The sequence below is a fragment of the Mesorhizobium sp. M1088 genome, assembly GCF_040318575.1.
In the GTDB taxonomy this organism is placed as follows: Bacteria; Pseudomonadota; Alphaproteobacteria; order Rhizobiales; family Rhizobiaceae; genus Mesorhizobium.
Genome location: NZ_JAMYMO010000005.1, coordinates 84714 through 97322 on the forward strand (window position 1 = coordinate 84714; position 12609 = coordinate 97322).

The 12609-nt window shown below is 61.6% G+C and carries 14 protein-coding genes; 8 read left to right on the forward strand and 6 right to left on the reverse strand.

Features of this window, described 5'->3' with window-relative positions:
- The first annotated feature begins 3 nt into the window (after positions 1-3).
- From NKH49_RS08495 to ppa, 3 genes are all read left to right on the forward strand, one after another.
- Positions 4-642, forward strand: a complete 639-nt coding sequence (locus tag NKH49_RS08495) for a TPM domain-containing protein (protein WP_352613235.1) — start codon at positions 4-6, stop codon at positions 640-642.
- Positions 643-759: 117 nt separating this feature from the next.
- A complete protein-coding gene (locus NKH49_RS08500; protein ID WP_023678138.1) occupies positions 760-1266 on the forward strand; it encodes a GNAT family N-acetyltransferase in 507 nt (168 codons plus the stop codon).
- A 116-nt stretch (positions 1267-1382) separates the two neighbouring features.
- Positions 1383-1913, forward strand: a complete 531-nt coding sequence (gene ppa / locus NKH49_RS08505; protein ID WP_352451245.1) for an inorganic diphosphatase — start codon at positions 1383-1385, stop codon at positions 1911-1913.
- 17 nt (positions 1914-1930) lie between these two features.
- On the opposite strand, the gene NKH49_RS08510 is transcribed toward ppa, so the two are convergent.
- Both NKH49_RS08510 and NKH49_RS08515 read right to left on the reverse strand, forming a co-directional pair.
- Positions 1931-2521 carry a hypothetical protein gene (locus NKH49_RS08510; protein ID WP_352613237.1) on the reverse strand — a complete coding sequence of 197 codons (591 nt, stop codon included), beginning with the start codon at positions 2519-2521 and terminating at the stop codon, positions 1931-1933.
- Between the two features lie 98 nt (positions 2522-2619).
- Entirely contained in the window at positions 2620-3225 is a 606-nt protein-coding gene (locus NKH49_RS08515) for a TetR/AcrR family transcriptional regulator (protein ID WP_352540898.1), read from the reverse strand.
- An 82-nt stretch (positions 3226-3307) separates the two neighbouring features.
- Between NKH49_RS08515 and NKH49_RS08520 the strand changes: the two genes are divergently transcribed.
- The gene (locus tag NKH49_RS08520) at positions 3308-4591 is read left to right on the forward strand and encodes an MFS transporter (RefSeq protein WP_352474677.1); all 1284 of its coding nucleotides are present in this window, start codon (positions 3308-3310) and stop codon (positions 4589-4591) included.
- A 281-nt stretch (positions 4592-4872) separates the two neighbouring features.
- Positions 4873-6447: an alkaline phosphatase D family protein gene (locus NKH49_RS08525; RefSeq protein WP_352540899.1), complete on the forward strand. Its 1575-nt coding sequence runs from the start codon at positions 4873-4875 to the stop codon at positions 6445-6447.
- A gap of 47 nt (positions 6448-6494) precedes the next feature.
- Here the strand turns inward: NKH49_RS08525 and NKH49_RS08530 are convergent, their stop codons facing one another.
- On the reverse strand, positions 6495-6776 hold the full coding sequence (locus tag NKH49_RS08530) for a hypothetical protein (protein ID WP_352613239.1): 282 nt from the start codon (positions 6774-6776) through the stop codon (positions 6495-6497).
- Positions 6777-6974: 198 nt separating this feature from the next.
- Between NKH49_RS08530 and typA the strand changes: the two genes are divergently transcribed.
- Complete coding sequence (gene typA, locus NKH49_RS08535; RefSeq protein WP_352451241.1) at positions 6975-8804, forward strand: translational GTPase TypA; 1830 nt, start codon at positions 6975-6977, stop codon at positions 8802-8804.
- Positions 8805-9009: 205 nt separating this feature from the next.
- Complete coding sequence (locus tag NKH49_RS08540) at positions 9010-9792, forward strand: M48 family metalloprotease (RefSeq protein ID WP_352613241.1); 783 nt, start codon at positions 9010-9012, stop codon at positions 9790-9792.
- A gap of 110 nt (positions 9793-9902) precedes the next feature.
- Here NKH49_RS08540 and NKH49_RS08545 read toward each other — a convergent pair whose 3' ends face one another.
- Positions 9903-10529 (reverse strand): DUF1062 domain-containing protein, encoded by a 627-nt coding sequence (locus NKH49_RS08545; protein ID WP_352613243.1) that lies wholly within the window; start codon positions 10527-10529, stop codon positions 9903-9905.
- Between the two features lie 393 nt (positions 10530-10922).
- Here NKH49_RS08545 and NKH49_RS08550 point away from each other — a divergent pair, with 393 nt between their 5' ends.
- Positions 10923-11537, forward strand: coding sequence for a LysE family translocator (locus NKH49_RS08550; protein WP_352613245.1), 615 nt, complete (start codon positions 10923-10925; stop codon positions 11535-11537).
- A gap of 9 nt (positions 11538-11546) precedes the next feature.
- Here the strand turns inward: NKH49_RS08550 and NKH49_RS08555 are convergent, their stop codons facing one another.
- Both NKH49_RS08555 and NKH49_RS08560 read right to left on the reverse strand, forming a co-directional pair.
- Positions 11547-11870 carry a YciI family protein gene (locus NKH49_RS08555; protein WP_023678126.1) on the reverse strand — a complete coding sequence of 108 codons (324 nt, stop codon included), beginning with the start codon at positions 11868-11870 and terminating at the stop codon, positions 11547-11549.
- Between the two features lie 137 nt (positions 11871-12007).
- Positions 12008-12571, reverse strand: a complete 564-nt coding sequence (locus tag NKH49_RS08560; protein WP_352613247.1) for a peroxidase-related enzyme — start codon at positions 12569-12571, stop codon at positions 12008-12010.
- Positions 12572-12609: the final 38 nt, after the last annotated feature.

Below are 12609 nucleotides of genomic sequence, written 5' to 3' on the forward strand. Positions count from 1 at the left end.
ATCATGGCAACACGACCGATCAGCCCCGAGGATCATGAGCGCATCGCCGATGCGATCCGCGCTGCCGAATCAAAGACCGACGGCGAGATCTACTGCGTCGTGGCGCATGCCAGCGACAGCTATTTCTTCCCGGCCGCTTTCATGGCGATGCTCAGCATGCTCGTCGTCAGCCTCGCCGTCGGTTACGGGCTGGAAGCCTGGTGGCTGTCGATCCGCTTGCCGCATTTCGTCATCGCCGAGCTTCTGGCGCTTGCCAGTGTGCTCATCCTGTTGTGGGCATTGCCGGCATTGCGCATCCATTTGGTGCCGAGGCGGCTGCGCTACCAGGCCGCCCACGCCAATGCGATGAAGCAGTTCCTCGCCCGCAACGTCCACCGTACCACGGCGCGCACCGGCGTGCTGGTGTTCGTCTCGATTGCCGAGCGCTATGCCGAGGTGGTCGCCGACAGCGGCATCGATTCTCGTGTCGGCCAGCATGTCTGGGACGGTGTCGTCCGCGACCTTACGGCGCATGCCGGCGACGATCGGCTTGCCGACGGGTTCGTCAAGGCGATCCAAGCAGTCGGTGGGGTACTGGCCGAGCATTTTCCGGTCTCGACCGGCGACAGCAACGAACTGGACGACCATCTGGTCGAGATTTGATCTCGCCAAAAGCGGTTTCGCAGCGTCTCAAGGACGCACCGTCCGGCTGTGTGAAAGCATCGCGGCGGTTGACCGGACTCTTGCAATCGGGCGCAGCGGGTTTATGGTTAACCAATCATGAATACGCTGAGCATCGACATCAGGAAAGCCGAACCGCGCGATGCAGCCGCCATCGCCGACGTGCATCTCGAGGCCTGGCGCGGCGCCTATTCGGGCATCATCCCGCACCGCACGCTGACATCGATGATCAACCGCCGCGGCGCCGACTGGTGGGCGAATGCCATTCGCCGCGCTGCCACCGTCCTGGTCGTCGAAATCGGCGGCAAAATTGCCGGGTATGCGACGATCGGCAAGAACCGCGCCCGCGAACTCAGGCAGCAGGGCGAGATCTACGAACTTTACCTGCGGCCGGAATATCAAGGCATCGGGCTCGGCAGCCGGCTGTTCTCGGCCGCGCGGGCACGGCTGGCCGACCATGGCCTGAAAGGCATGGTGGTCTGGGCGCTGGAAGACAATCAGAACGCACTTGCCTTTTATGCCGGCGCCGGTGGCCGCGATGTTGCCGAAGGCGTCGAGATCTTCGAGCAGAAGGCGCTGAAGAAGGTCGCTTTCGTCTGGGAATGACGGCCAGCGCATGATCCGGCCGGTTTTCGGTTCGGACGATCTCCCCGTACCATTCGCCGCATTGCACCATTCGCCGTCGCCCGCTATCGATCTGCAATCGAGAGAGGGATAAAGCGATGCGTATCGAAGCGATTGCCAGCGGAAAGAACCCGCCCGAGGACGTCAACGTCATTATCGAGGTGCCGATTGGCGGCGAGCCGATCAAGTACGAGATGGACAAGGAGGCCGGCACGCTGTTCGTCGACCGCTTCCTTCACACTTCGATGCGCTATCCCGGCAATTACGGTTTCGTACCGCATACGCTGTCGGGCGACGGTGACCCGATCGACGTATTGGTCTGCAACACGCGCGCGCTGGTGCCAGGCTGCGTCATCAATGTGCGGCCGATCGGCGTGCTGGTGATGGAGGACAATGCGGGCCAGGACGAGAAGGTCATCGCTGTGCCTTCGCCCAAGCTGACCTTGCGCTACGAGGACGTCCACGAATACACGCAATTGCCCGACATCACCCGCCAGCAAGTGCAGCACTTTTTCGAGCACTACAAGGATCTCGAACCCGGCAAATGGGTCAAGATCGAAGGCTGGTACGATGCGGCCTATGCCAAGAAGATGATCGTCGAGGCAATCGAGCGGGCCAGGCGCAAGTAATTATCGGGCGCAAATAATCAGTTGTCGACGCGGCCGAAAGCGGGCGCGTCGCCCAGCACCTCACGCTTGTCCTTGCCGCAGGCGAAGGTGCGTGCCTTCTCGTCGGCAAGCTTGCGCGCCTGATCGTTGGCCGCGGGATTGCCGGTGGCGAGCACAAGGCCGATCGTGCAGCCTTCGTGGGCGTCAGGCTGGGCAACCTTGGCCACAATCAGCACTTCCGTCGACTTGTTCTCGCCCTCGCTATCGCTGATCGAGCGACGATGAATGACGGCGAACGGAATGGCAGTTTTGCCGTTGGTTTCGATCCGCCACTCGACCTTGGGTCCAGCCGAATTGAGGCCGGAAAAGCTTTCCCAGACCGTGGTCATATCGCCAGGTGGAAAGCCGTAGAACAGCGATTCCCGCGCATCGTCGTAGGAAACCAGCACCGGGTAGCCGCGGTAGCCCGAACAGGCGAGATCGGCCCAGTCGCCGTTGCCTTCTTCCGCTTGGGCATAGGTGACGCAGTCCTTCTCCCAATCGAGATCGGTATAGACGCTGGATATGTCGCCGGCCCGGGCCGCCTGGCAGAAACCGGCGAGGGCAAGCGGGATCAAGAGAGCGCGCATGGCGGAACAACTCAGTTCGGGGGGCGCAGCGTACCGTCAAATTTAGCAGCAGCCTAGAGGAAGTCAGGCTGCGCACAGTGGTCTGGCAAAACGGAACACTATTTCTTCAAACTTGCCTCTATCAGAAGATCGGCGTTGCGGGCCACCGACTGCGCCGGTCCGCCGGCACCGAACAGCTGGCCGCTAATATAGGCGCCCTCGATCAGCAGCAGCAGCCCGTCGCCCAGCGTCTCGGCGTCGCCGGCGCCCATCGCCGCCGCCATGGCGCGCAGGCGGCGGCGCAGTTCCTGCTTGTTGGCCTCACTCACGACGCGGGCCGGATGGCCATGTTCGGGATATTCGACCGCGGCATTGGTCATGCCGCAGCCGCGATAGTCGGGCCTTTGCGTACGCTTGCCGACACGCGTCAGGAAGGCGACGATCTGCGCGCGCGGATCGCCGGGATGGGCATCCACCGCCTCGTCGAAACGCTCCCAGAATTCGAGGTCATAGTGCCGGAGGTAGGATGCGGCCAGCTCGTCCTTGGACGGAAAGCTGCGGTAGAGGCTGGGTTTGGTGACGCCGGCACGCCGCACGATCTCGTCGACGCCGATCGCCCTGATGCCTTGCCGGTAGAACAGATCGCGCGCCACCTGGAGAATCCGTTCGGCGGCGCGAGGCGGCGGTGCGTCATTGGCCTTGATCGTTGGTTCAATGCTTTTCATGCCTGGTCTGCCGATTAGCTGGTTGACAATGTTACCGGTCGGTACGTATGTTTCGCGCTCCTGCAACGTACCGGTCAGTAACATGATAGCTCAATCCCGCCCGTTTGGCCAGCGCTACGCTTTCGTCGTGGTCGCCGTCATCTTCCTTTGCCTGCTGATCGCAGCGGGCCTGCGTTCGGCGCCGGCAGTCATGATGCTGCCGCTGGAGAACAGTTTCGGCTGGCGGCGCGACGTGGTGTCGCTGGCGGCGGCCACCGGCATCTTCCTCTATGGCCTGACCGGGCCGTTTGCCGCGGCGCTGATGGAGCGGATCGGGCTGCGCCGCACCTTGCTTGCCGCGCTGCTCTTGATGTCGGGATCGACCGCGCTCAGCCTGTTGATGACCAAACCGTGGCATCTGCTCCTCACCTGGGGCGTGTTTTCCGGCGTCAGCTCGGGCGCCGTCGCCACCGTGCTCGGCGCGACCATCGTCAACCGCTGGTTCAAGACCAATCGCGGCTTGGTGATGGGGCTGATGTCGGCGTCCAGTGCCACCGGGCTGCTGGTCTTCCTGCCGCTGCTCGCCTCGCTCGCCCAGTCGGGCGGCTGGAAGCCGGTCGCCATCGCCATTGCCGTGGCCACCGCCTGCCTGGTGCCGCTGGTCTATATGCTGGTGCCGGAGCGCCCGGCGTCGATCGGCATGGTCCGCTATGGCGCCGATGCCGACGACGTGCCGCCGGTGCCGCCAGCCTCGCAAGGCAATTTCCTTTCGCATACATTGAGCACGCTGCGCCGCGCCGCCGGCACGCGCGTCTTCTGGTATCTGTTCGCCACCTTCTTCGTTTGCGGCTTCACCACCAACGGGTTGGTCGGCACGCATCTGATCGCCTTTTGCGGCGATATGGGCATCGGCGAAGTGCAGGCCGCAGGCCTGCTCTCGATGATGGGCATCTTCGACCTTATCGGCACGACGCTGTCGGGCTGGCTCACCGACCGTTTCGACCCGCGCAAGCTGCTCGGCGTCTATTATGGCATTCGCGGCCTGTCGCTGATCTATCTGCCCTATTCCGGCTTCTCGGCGACCAGCCTGATCATCTTCGCGGTGTTTTACGGACTGGACTGGATCGCCACCGTGCCGCCGACGCTCAGGCTTTCCAACGAGGCGTTCGGCGACCGCAGCGGGCCGATCGTCTTCGGCTGGATCGTCGCCGGCCATCAGGTGGGTGCGGCAACGGCGGCCTTCTTCGGCGGCACCATGCGCGAGCTGCAAGGCAATTACGAGCTTGCCTTCCTGATCGCCGGTATGACGGCAATAGCCGCCGCCTGCATCTCGCTGCTGATCAACACCAGCCGCCCGGCGTTTGATCCGGAACCGCAGGCGGCGTAGGGCGCAATCGGCCGTGCTAATCTCCCCCCTTGAGGGGGAGATGGCCGCGAAGCGGCCAGGAGGGGGTCGGTCCAACCGGGCTCGGCCCCTTATCGCCGATGCAAGAGGTCGGTGCTCCGCGCGAGACGACCCCCTTCTGTCGCCTTTGGCGACATCTCCCCCTCAAGGAGGGAGATTCGCCAGCCTGTTCACTGTTATCAAACCTTCATCGTTTCGAAATGTGCCTGAAACATTGAAGCTGGAGCTTGGCGGCGACGTTCAATGCCATCCAGGAGACAGCCATGAACAAGATTTCGATGACGCGGCGCGCTTTCGTCACGTCGGCCAGCGCCGTTGGCCTGGTCGGCGCCTCGGGCCTCGCCCTTCCCTATTACTCGCGCGCCAATCAGCGCCCGGCTTTCACCCATGGCATCCAGTCCGGCGACGTCGACGCCACCAGCGGCATGGTCTGGACACGCACCGACCGGCCGTCGCGCGTCATGTTCGAGGTGTCGCCGACCGAAAGCTTCACCAATGCCGTCCGCCTGGCGCCGCTCGATACCTCGCCGGCCAGCGATTATACGGTGAAGCGGCTGCTTACCGATCTCGCCTCCGACCAGGACATCTTCTACCGCATGGTCGCGGCCGATCTTGCCGACATCAACGCCGTTTCCGAGCCGGTCGTCGGCCGCTTCCGCACGGCACCTGCCTCGAAGCGCGACATTCGCTTTGCCTGGTCGGGCGACACCGCCGGCCAAGGTTGGGGCATCGACGAGACCGGCATGAAGACCTACGCCACCATTGCCAAGCACACGCCCGACTTCTTCCTGCATTCGGGCGATACGATCTATGCCGATGGTGCGATGAAGGACGAGGTCGACCTGCCCAACGGCGGCAAGTGGAAAAACAAAGTGCTGATCGACGAGAAGCGCAAGGTTGCCGAGACGCTGGACGAATACCGGGCGCAGTGGAAATACAACATGATGGACAGGCATGTGCTGGCGCTCAGCGCCATCTGTCCGACCTTCTATCAGTGGGATGACCACGAGGTGCTGAACAACTGGTCGGACTCGAAGGACCTGAGCGCCGACGATCGCTACACTGAAAAATCCATCCATGTGCTGGCGGCACGTGCGGCGCGCGCCTTCCACGAAATGACGACGATCCGTTACGAGCCGTCGGAGCCCGGCCGCGTCTACCGCAAGATCGCCTATGGTCCGCTGCTCGACGTGTTCTTCCTCGACATGCGTTCCTACCGCGGCCCCAACGGTCCGGATATGCAGGAGACGATGACGCCGCAATCGCGCATCCTCGGTGAACAGCAGATCAAGTGGCTGAAGCGTGAACTGGCGAATTCCAACGCAACCTGGAAAATCATTGCCGCCGACATGCCGCTCGGCCTCGTCGTCTGGAACGACGGCACCAAGAAGGTAGGGGCCGAGGCGGTCAGCAATGGCGACAATGGCCCGGCCAAAGGGCGTGAGCTGGAAATTGCCGACCTTCTTCGCTATATAAAGAATGCGGGTATCAGCAACACTGTCTGGCTCACCGCAGACGTGCATTACACAGCCGCGCATTACTACAATCCGGACAAGGCGCAGTTCCAGGACTTCGATCCGTTTTGGGAATTCGTTTCGGGTCCGATCCATTCCGGGACGTTCGGGCCTAATGGTTTCGATATGACATTCGGCCCGGAGCTGAAGTTCATAAAGGCACCAACTGCCGAACAGGGTCAAAACCTGGCGCCTTCGGCCGGCCTGCAGTTCTTCGGGCTCGTCGAGATCGATGGCGCCACCGAACAGTTGACGGTGCGGCTGATGGATCGCGACGACAGCGAACTCTACAAGGTCACGCTTGATCCGGTGCGGTCGGCGTGAGCGACGGCGCCACTACCCTCGGGCCAGCCCGAGGGTAGGAACGTATATCAATCGGGATAGCAGACGACGGGAATGTTGGGCCAGACGGCGCTGTCGCATCCGGCATTTTGCTGCCGCTGCTTGAAGGCGGCGCTGACCGGCCCGGTCACCACCGGATCGACGCCATCGGGAGCATCGGCAAAAAGCTGCTCCGCCGACGGCTTGTCGGACGGCAAAGCAGACCGCGTCTCCTTGAACGACGCCGCCGATTGCGCCGCGCCGGCCGCGAGGAGGACGGCGAGCGCGGTACATGCCAAAATCGGCCGGAGTTTGATGCCTGTCTCGATCATGAAATTCGAACTGTCCGGACCATGAAAGGTTCCGCCTTGGTTAATAATTCCACTTCACACCAAGACATTTAAGATTTGGTGACTTTATTTGGTGGCTCGCCTCCTCTTTCGCAATTGCGAAAAACCCTGTATGAGCCGCCCAACCGAAAGAGGCAGCGCCTTTTGGCCTGCTGCCTGCAACGCTCCCGAGACCGAAACATGAAAATCCGCAATATCGCGATCATCGCGCACGTCGACCATGGAAAAACCACCCTCGTCGACCAGCTTCTGAAACAGTCCGGCTCGTTCCGCGACAACCAGCGCGTCGCCGAGCGCGCCATGGATTCGAACGACCTCGAAAAGGAACGCGGCATCACCATCCTGGCCAAGGCGACCTCGGTCGACTGGAAGGACACCCGCATCAACATCGTCGACACGCCCGGCCACGCCGACTTCGGCGGCGAGGTCGAGCGCATTCTGTCGATGGTGGATTCGGCCATCGTGCTGGTCGACGCCGCCGAGGGGCCGATGCCGCAGACCAAATTCGTGGTCGGCAAGGCACTCAAGGTTGGACTGAAGCCGATCGTCGTCATCAACAAGATCGACCGGCCAGATGCCCGCCACGTCGAAGTGGTCAACGAGGTGTTCGATCTTTTTGCAGCACTTGACGCCACCGACGAGCAGCTCGACTTCCCTATCCTTTATGGTTCAGGCCGCGACGGCTGGGTCTCGGAAAACCCCGAAGGTCCGAAGGACCAGGCTCTGGCGCCGCTGTTCGACCTCGTCATCAAGCACGTGCCGGCCCCGACCGTTCATCCCGGCCCATTCCGCATGATCGGCACCATCCTGGAAGCCAATCCTTTCCTCGGCCGCATCATCACCGGCCGTATCGAATCCGGCACGCTGAAATCCAACCAGGCGGTCAAGGTGCTGCACCATGACGGCACCCAGGTCGAAACCGGCCGAATCTCGAAAATCCTTGCTTTCCGCGGGCTCGAGCGCCAGCCCATTGACGAGGCGCAGGCGGGCGACATCGTCGCCATCGCCGGCCTGTCGAAAGGCACTGTCGCCGACACCTTCTGCGACCTGTCGGTGACCGAGCCGCTGCACGCGCAGCCGATCGATCCGCCGACTGTGACGATGTCTTTCCTCGTCAACGATTCGCCGCTGGCCGGTACCGAAGGCGACAAGGTGACCAGCCGCGTCATCCGCGACCGCCTGCTGCGCGAGGCCGAAGGCAATGTCGCGCTGAAGATCGAGGAATCACCTGACAAGGATTCGTTCTTCGTTTCCGGCCGCGGCGAATTGCAGCTGGCCGTGCTGATCGAGACGATGCGCCGCGAAGGTTTTGAGATCGCCGTGTCGCGGCCGCGCGTCGTCATGCAGAAGGGCGATAGCGGCGAATTGCTGGAGCCGGTCGAGGAAGTCGTCATCGACGTCGACGAGGAGCATGCCGGCGTCGTCGTGCAGAAGATGTCGGAGCGCAAGGCCGAGATGGTCGAGCTTCGCCCTTCGGGCGGCAATCGCCAGCGCATCGTCTTCCACGCACCGACGCGCGGGCTGATCGGCTACCAGTCGGAACTGTTGACCGACACGCGAGGCACCGCTGTGATGAACCGGCTGTTCCATGCCTATGAACCTTACAAGGGTGAGCTGCCAGGCCGTACCAACGGCGTGCTGATCTCCAACGAACAGGGTGAATCGGTGGCGTACGCCATGTGGAACCTGGAAGACCGTGGCCCGATGGTCATCGACCCGGGCGTCAAGGTCTATCAGGGCATGATCATCGGCATCCATTCCAGGGACAACGACCTCGAAGTCAACGTGCTCAAGGGCAAGAAGCTGACCAACATCCGCGCCGCCGGCAAGGACGAGGCGGTAAAGCTGACACCGCCGATCCGCATGACGCTGGAACGCGCGCTGGCCTGGATCCAGGACGACGAGTTGGTCGAAGTGACGCCGAAGACCATCCGCCTGCGCAAGCTCTATCTCGATCCGAATGAGCGCAAGCGTTTTGAGAAGTCGGCGAAAGTGGTCGGCGCGGCGTAAGAGCTTTTATTCTGGGCGGAATGGAGGGGCGAAACACGCGTTCCTTCCCGCTGAGCGGACACGGCTTGTCGCCAGAAGGAATGTGGCGCCGGCCGCTCAGTGTCTCTTCAGAGGCTACAGCGGAGTCGTCGCAATACCATGATATTTTCGCTCTCTCCTTCTTTGTCACGGTAGTTTAGCTGTGGGTAAAGGCGGGGAAACGGGTGTGGGAAATGCCGTTCAGGCTTTCGTCCGGAGCCTTATGCAAGATGACATGCGGCGAAGGCTCGTTGCTCACAAGAATCTTGTTGGATTTGGCAATGCAGTATTGCCAGCGATCGAGCACGAACTTGCAAGGATCGATCTAGGCAAGGTTTCCCATCACGAAATCGCAACGCTTGTGGCGGGCCTCGCTACTGCTCTGCACGATATCAACGAAGACGCATCCCGACGATATATGTCGGCTTCGCTCGCAAGACCGATAACTCCCCTCATGCGAGCTGCGCTCCGCAGCATCGTCCGCTTTACAATGGACGACTGGCGGCGGTCTTCGGTCGGCGGCATCATTGTTCTGGAGCATGGCAAGCTCGACAGTCGCTTTGAAGCCTCTCGGCACGTTGGCCGCTGGCTCGCAAATGTACCTGAAGCCGATCTGGTTGGCATTTCGCGAATCTACATAATCCCGGAACCTCCCGAGCCCGAATTCGCCGGTACCTACCTCCAGGCGGTATCGGTCATCGAGATTGTCTGGCGACGCCCATCCGAGCACAGGATTGGGAACGCAGTTCGGAGATTCATGATCGAGAAAACGCTCTATCATGAGGTAGGACACCACGCGCTGCAGCATGTCGAATCTGGACAGGATCCTGATCAGGAACGGCAGGCAGACCGTTACGCATGGAAAATGATGCGCAAGGCACATCCCAATCTATCGATGCTTACTCTTCCCTTGCGATTCCTTGGCGCGTTTCACCGAAGGAAAAATGCCAAGGATTTGGAAACAGCTTAGGATTGCGTTTCGGGAAATCGGCGAAAGTGGTCGGCGCGGCGCAAGTTTCTTTCTTGTAGTCTGCAACAACGAGGGAAGGGAGCACTCGTGTGCTCCCTTCCCTCGTTGTTTCATCCGCCGGCAGCCGAGATGATGGCTTCCCGGTCGGGCTCGCCGACGAGATAGACGCGGATCGCCGTTCCCGCCCGCGCTGGCCGGCGCAAGGCTTTGGCTCCGTCCGGACCAACCACCAGCAATCGTTTCTCTTCCCAAACCTGTAGCCGCGATCGCGAGACACCGAGTTCGTTGGCGAGCAACCGGTCGAGCCGCAGCGCTGTCGGCATTTCGAGCCAGAGCCGAAGTTCGAGCGCGTTGGTATTTTCCGGTCTATCCCCGAGCACCTGCTTATGAACGGCGGCTTCGGGAAACTCCTCGACGCGCCCGATACTGCTTCGCAATGCGGCAACATCGAAGGCATGGCGCCGCGCCAGGACCGGATTATTGCTTTCGAGCGCCTGCAATATTGCCGGTTCGATATCGCGGCGGCTGCAGCGCTCCAGAATGCCGAAATTCCAGGAATTGTCGCAGTCGATGCAGCGGTAGATCAACCAGGCGTCAATGCGCTTGCCGTTGGCATTGACCCGGAATTTGCCGCTGCAGCGATAGGCTTTCAGGCCGCCGCAGCGATTGCAGTTGAGGTGAGGTCGAGGTGGGGTCTTGGGTGTGATCGCCCAGCGGATACGCAGTATCGAAGGCATGCCGAAAAGCCCTTCCCGTCGGGAAGTTCGTCAGATCGGCGATATCGAGAACCCTTGCGGGCACGGCGTGGCGAGAGACTGCGGCAGTTGGAAATCAGGTGTCGCGGGTGGTTATGCGCGACAGCGGTTCAGCAGTGCCAAACCGGTCTCGAACCGCCACCCGAGGAACACATGATGTGAAAACAGGCATCGCGACTGCGACGCCCTGCTCTGTGTTGGGGGAGTTGACGAGACCGGCGGTTACGTAGGCAAAGTGAAGCTCCGAAAGGATTTCGGAACGACATCTCTAGCCGTGAGGTGCCTGGCCGACAAGCCTTCTTTCGGTAGACGCTACCGTCGCCGGAACAGTTGGGTTATGTTGAACGACCCAAACATTTCAAACGAGACCGCGTCATGCATTTCACGTCGCTGCTGATTTTTGCCGGCGCCCTGCTTGTTGCAGCCGGCTCGCCCGGCCCATCGATCGCCGCTCTTGTGGCGCGGGTCATCTCGAAAGGGTTTCGCGACGTGTTCCCGTTCCTGCTTGCGATGTGGATCGGCGAAGCGATCTGGCTGTCGCTGGCGGTGTTTGGCCTCGCCGTGGTGGCGCAGACGTTCCACTTTGCCTTTGTCGTCGTGAAGTGGGTCGGCGTCGCCTATCTCGGCTGGCTTGCCTGGAAGATGTGGACGGCACCGGTCGAGGCCAAGGAAGGCGCGCTGCCGCGCGAAGATTCGCCCGTCAGACTGTTCTTTGCCGGCATGGCCGTGACGCTCGGCAACCCCAAGATCATGATGTTCTATCTGGCGCTGCTGCCGACCATCATCGACCTCGGTTCGGTCAGCATGGTCGGCTGGATCGAATTGACGGCGACCATGGCAGTGGTCCTGGTCGCCATCGATTTGACCTGGGTGCTCGCCGCATCGCAGGCGCGCAAGCTCTTGAGGAGCAAGCGGGCGATGAAAATCGCCAACCGCATCAGCGCCGGTACCATGGCCGGCGCTGCGGCGGCGATCGCCGCGCGGTCCTGAGCCGGCGCGTCAACCCATTTCGATTATTGGCGCGATCTCGACGCTGAAACCCGGGTCCGTCAAGATAGGACAATCCTTGGCTTTGCCGACGGCATCGTCGATGTCCTTTGCTTCGATGATGGTGTAACCGGCGGTCGGATTGCTGCCGCCATTGTTCTCGACCTTGCCGCCAGGCAGCAGGGTCTTCGACATGCCGACTGGATTGCCGCCGTCGACCACCGCTGAGCCAAGCTTGCCGTACCAGCCGTTCCAGGCATCCATCGCTGCCTTCCGTTCGGCCTCCTCGGTCGGCATCTTGCCCGAGCCGTGATAGACGTAGAGAAATTTCGCCATGTTCTCCTCCTCTGATCGGCGGCATCGAACCGGCATGCGGTCATGCCGCATGCCGATCATCGGACCAAACCGGCAAACAAGCAACGAGAATGCGAAGTAGCTAATATAATATGCCGTTGACTCGCAACGGCGGTGCCCTATCGCGCCATCGCATGGTATTCATCGTTCGGCCGCATGTCGATTGCCGATGCCAGCCGGTTCGACATGTTGAAGAACGCCGCGGTCGAGGCGACGTCCCAGATGTCGCGGTCGGAAAAGCCGACTTGCCGCAGCGCCGCCCGGTCCGCTTCGATGATATTTGCCGGCTGCCCGGTCAGCTTCACCGCGAATTCGAGCATGGCGCGTTGCCTGTCCGACAGCTTGGCGGCGCGAAAATTCATCACCATCATCTCGCCGAAGGCTGGGTCGCCGGAAAGCTGGCGCACCGCCGCGCCATGCGCGGCCAGGCAATAGTAGCAATGGTTGACCGATGAGACGGCCACCGCGATCATCTCGCGCTCGAGTTTCGACAGGCCGGATTCACCCAGCATCAAATCATTGTACATGTCGGTGAAAGCGCGCAGCTTCTTCTCGTCGAAGGCATAGGCGAGCAGCACGTTGGGAACGAGGCCGAGCTTCTCCCGGCACTTGGTGAAATAGGCCTTGGTCGCGTCGCTCAGCTCCGCCGGTGCCAGGTCAAGCGCGGTGATTTTGTCCGTCATGGCGGATCTCTCCTCTTTTTCGCCAGGCTGCCGGTGAA

Excerpts from the sequence above, each read along its gene's own strand:
- NKH49_RS08495 (WP_352613235.1), top strand. The coding sequence starts at position 4 with ATGGCAACACGACCGATCAGCCCCGAGGATCATGAGCGCATCGCCGAT.
- NKH49_RS08500 (WP_023678138.1), top strand. The coding sequence starts at position 760 with ATGAATACGCTGAGCATCGACATCAGGAAAGCCGAACCGCGCGATGCA.
- ppa (WP_352451245.1), top strand. The coding sequence starts at position 1,383 with ATGCGTATCGAAGCGATTGCCAGCGGAAAGAACCCGCCCGAGGACGTC.
- NKH49_RS08510 (WP_352613237.1), bottom strand. The coding sequence starts at position 2,521 with ATGCGCGCTCTCTTGATCCCGCTTGCCCTCGCCGGTTTCTGCCAGGCG.
- NKH49_RS08515 (WP_352540898.1), bottom strand. The coding sequence starts at position 3,225 with ATGAAAAGCATTGAACCAACGATCAAGGCCAATGACGCACCGCCGCCT.
- NKH49_RS08520 (WP_352474677.1), top strand. The coding sequence starts at position 3,308 with ATGATAGCTCAATCCCGCCCGTTTGGCCAGCGCTACGCTTTCGTCGTG.
- NKH49_RS08525 (WP_352540899.1), top strand. The coding sequence starts at position 4,873 with ATGAACAAGATTTCGATGACGCGGCGCGCTTTCGTCACGTCGGCCAGC.
- NKH49_RS08530 (WP_352613239.1), bottom strand. The coding sequence starts at position 6,776 with ATGATCGAGACAGGCATCAAACTCCGGCCGATTTTGGCATGTACCGCG.
- typA (WP_352451241.1), top strand. The coding sequence starts at position 6,975 with ATGAAAATCCGCAATATCGCGATCATCGCGCACGTCGACCATGGAAAA.
- NKH49_RS08545 (WP_352613243.1), bottom strand. The coding sequence starts at position 10,529 with ATGCCTTCGATACTGCGTATCCGCTGGGCGATCACACCCAAGACCCCA.
- NKH49_RS08550 (WP_352613245.1), top strand. The coding sequence starts at position 10,923 with ATGCATTTCACGTCGCTGCTGATTTTTGCCGGCGCCCTGCTTGTTGCA.
- NKH49_RS08555 (WP_023678126.1), bottom strand. The coding sequence starts at position 11,870 with ATGGCGAAATTTCTCTACGTCTATCACGGCTCGGGCAAGATGCCGACC.
- NKH49_RS08560 (WP_352613247.1), bottom strand. The coding sequence starts at position 12,571 with ATGACGGACAAAATCACCGCGCTTGACCTGGCACCGGCGGAGCTGAGC.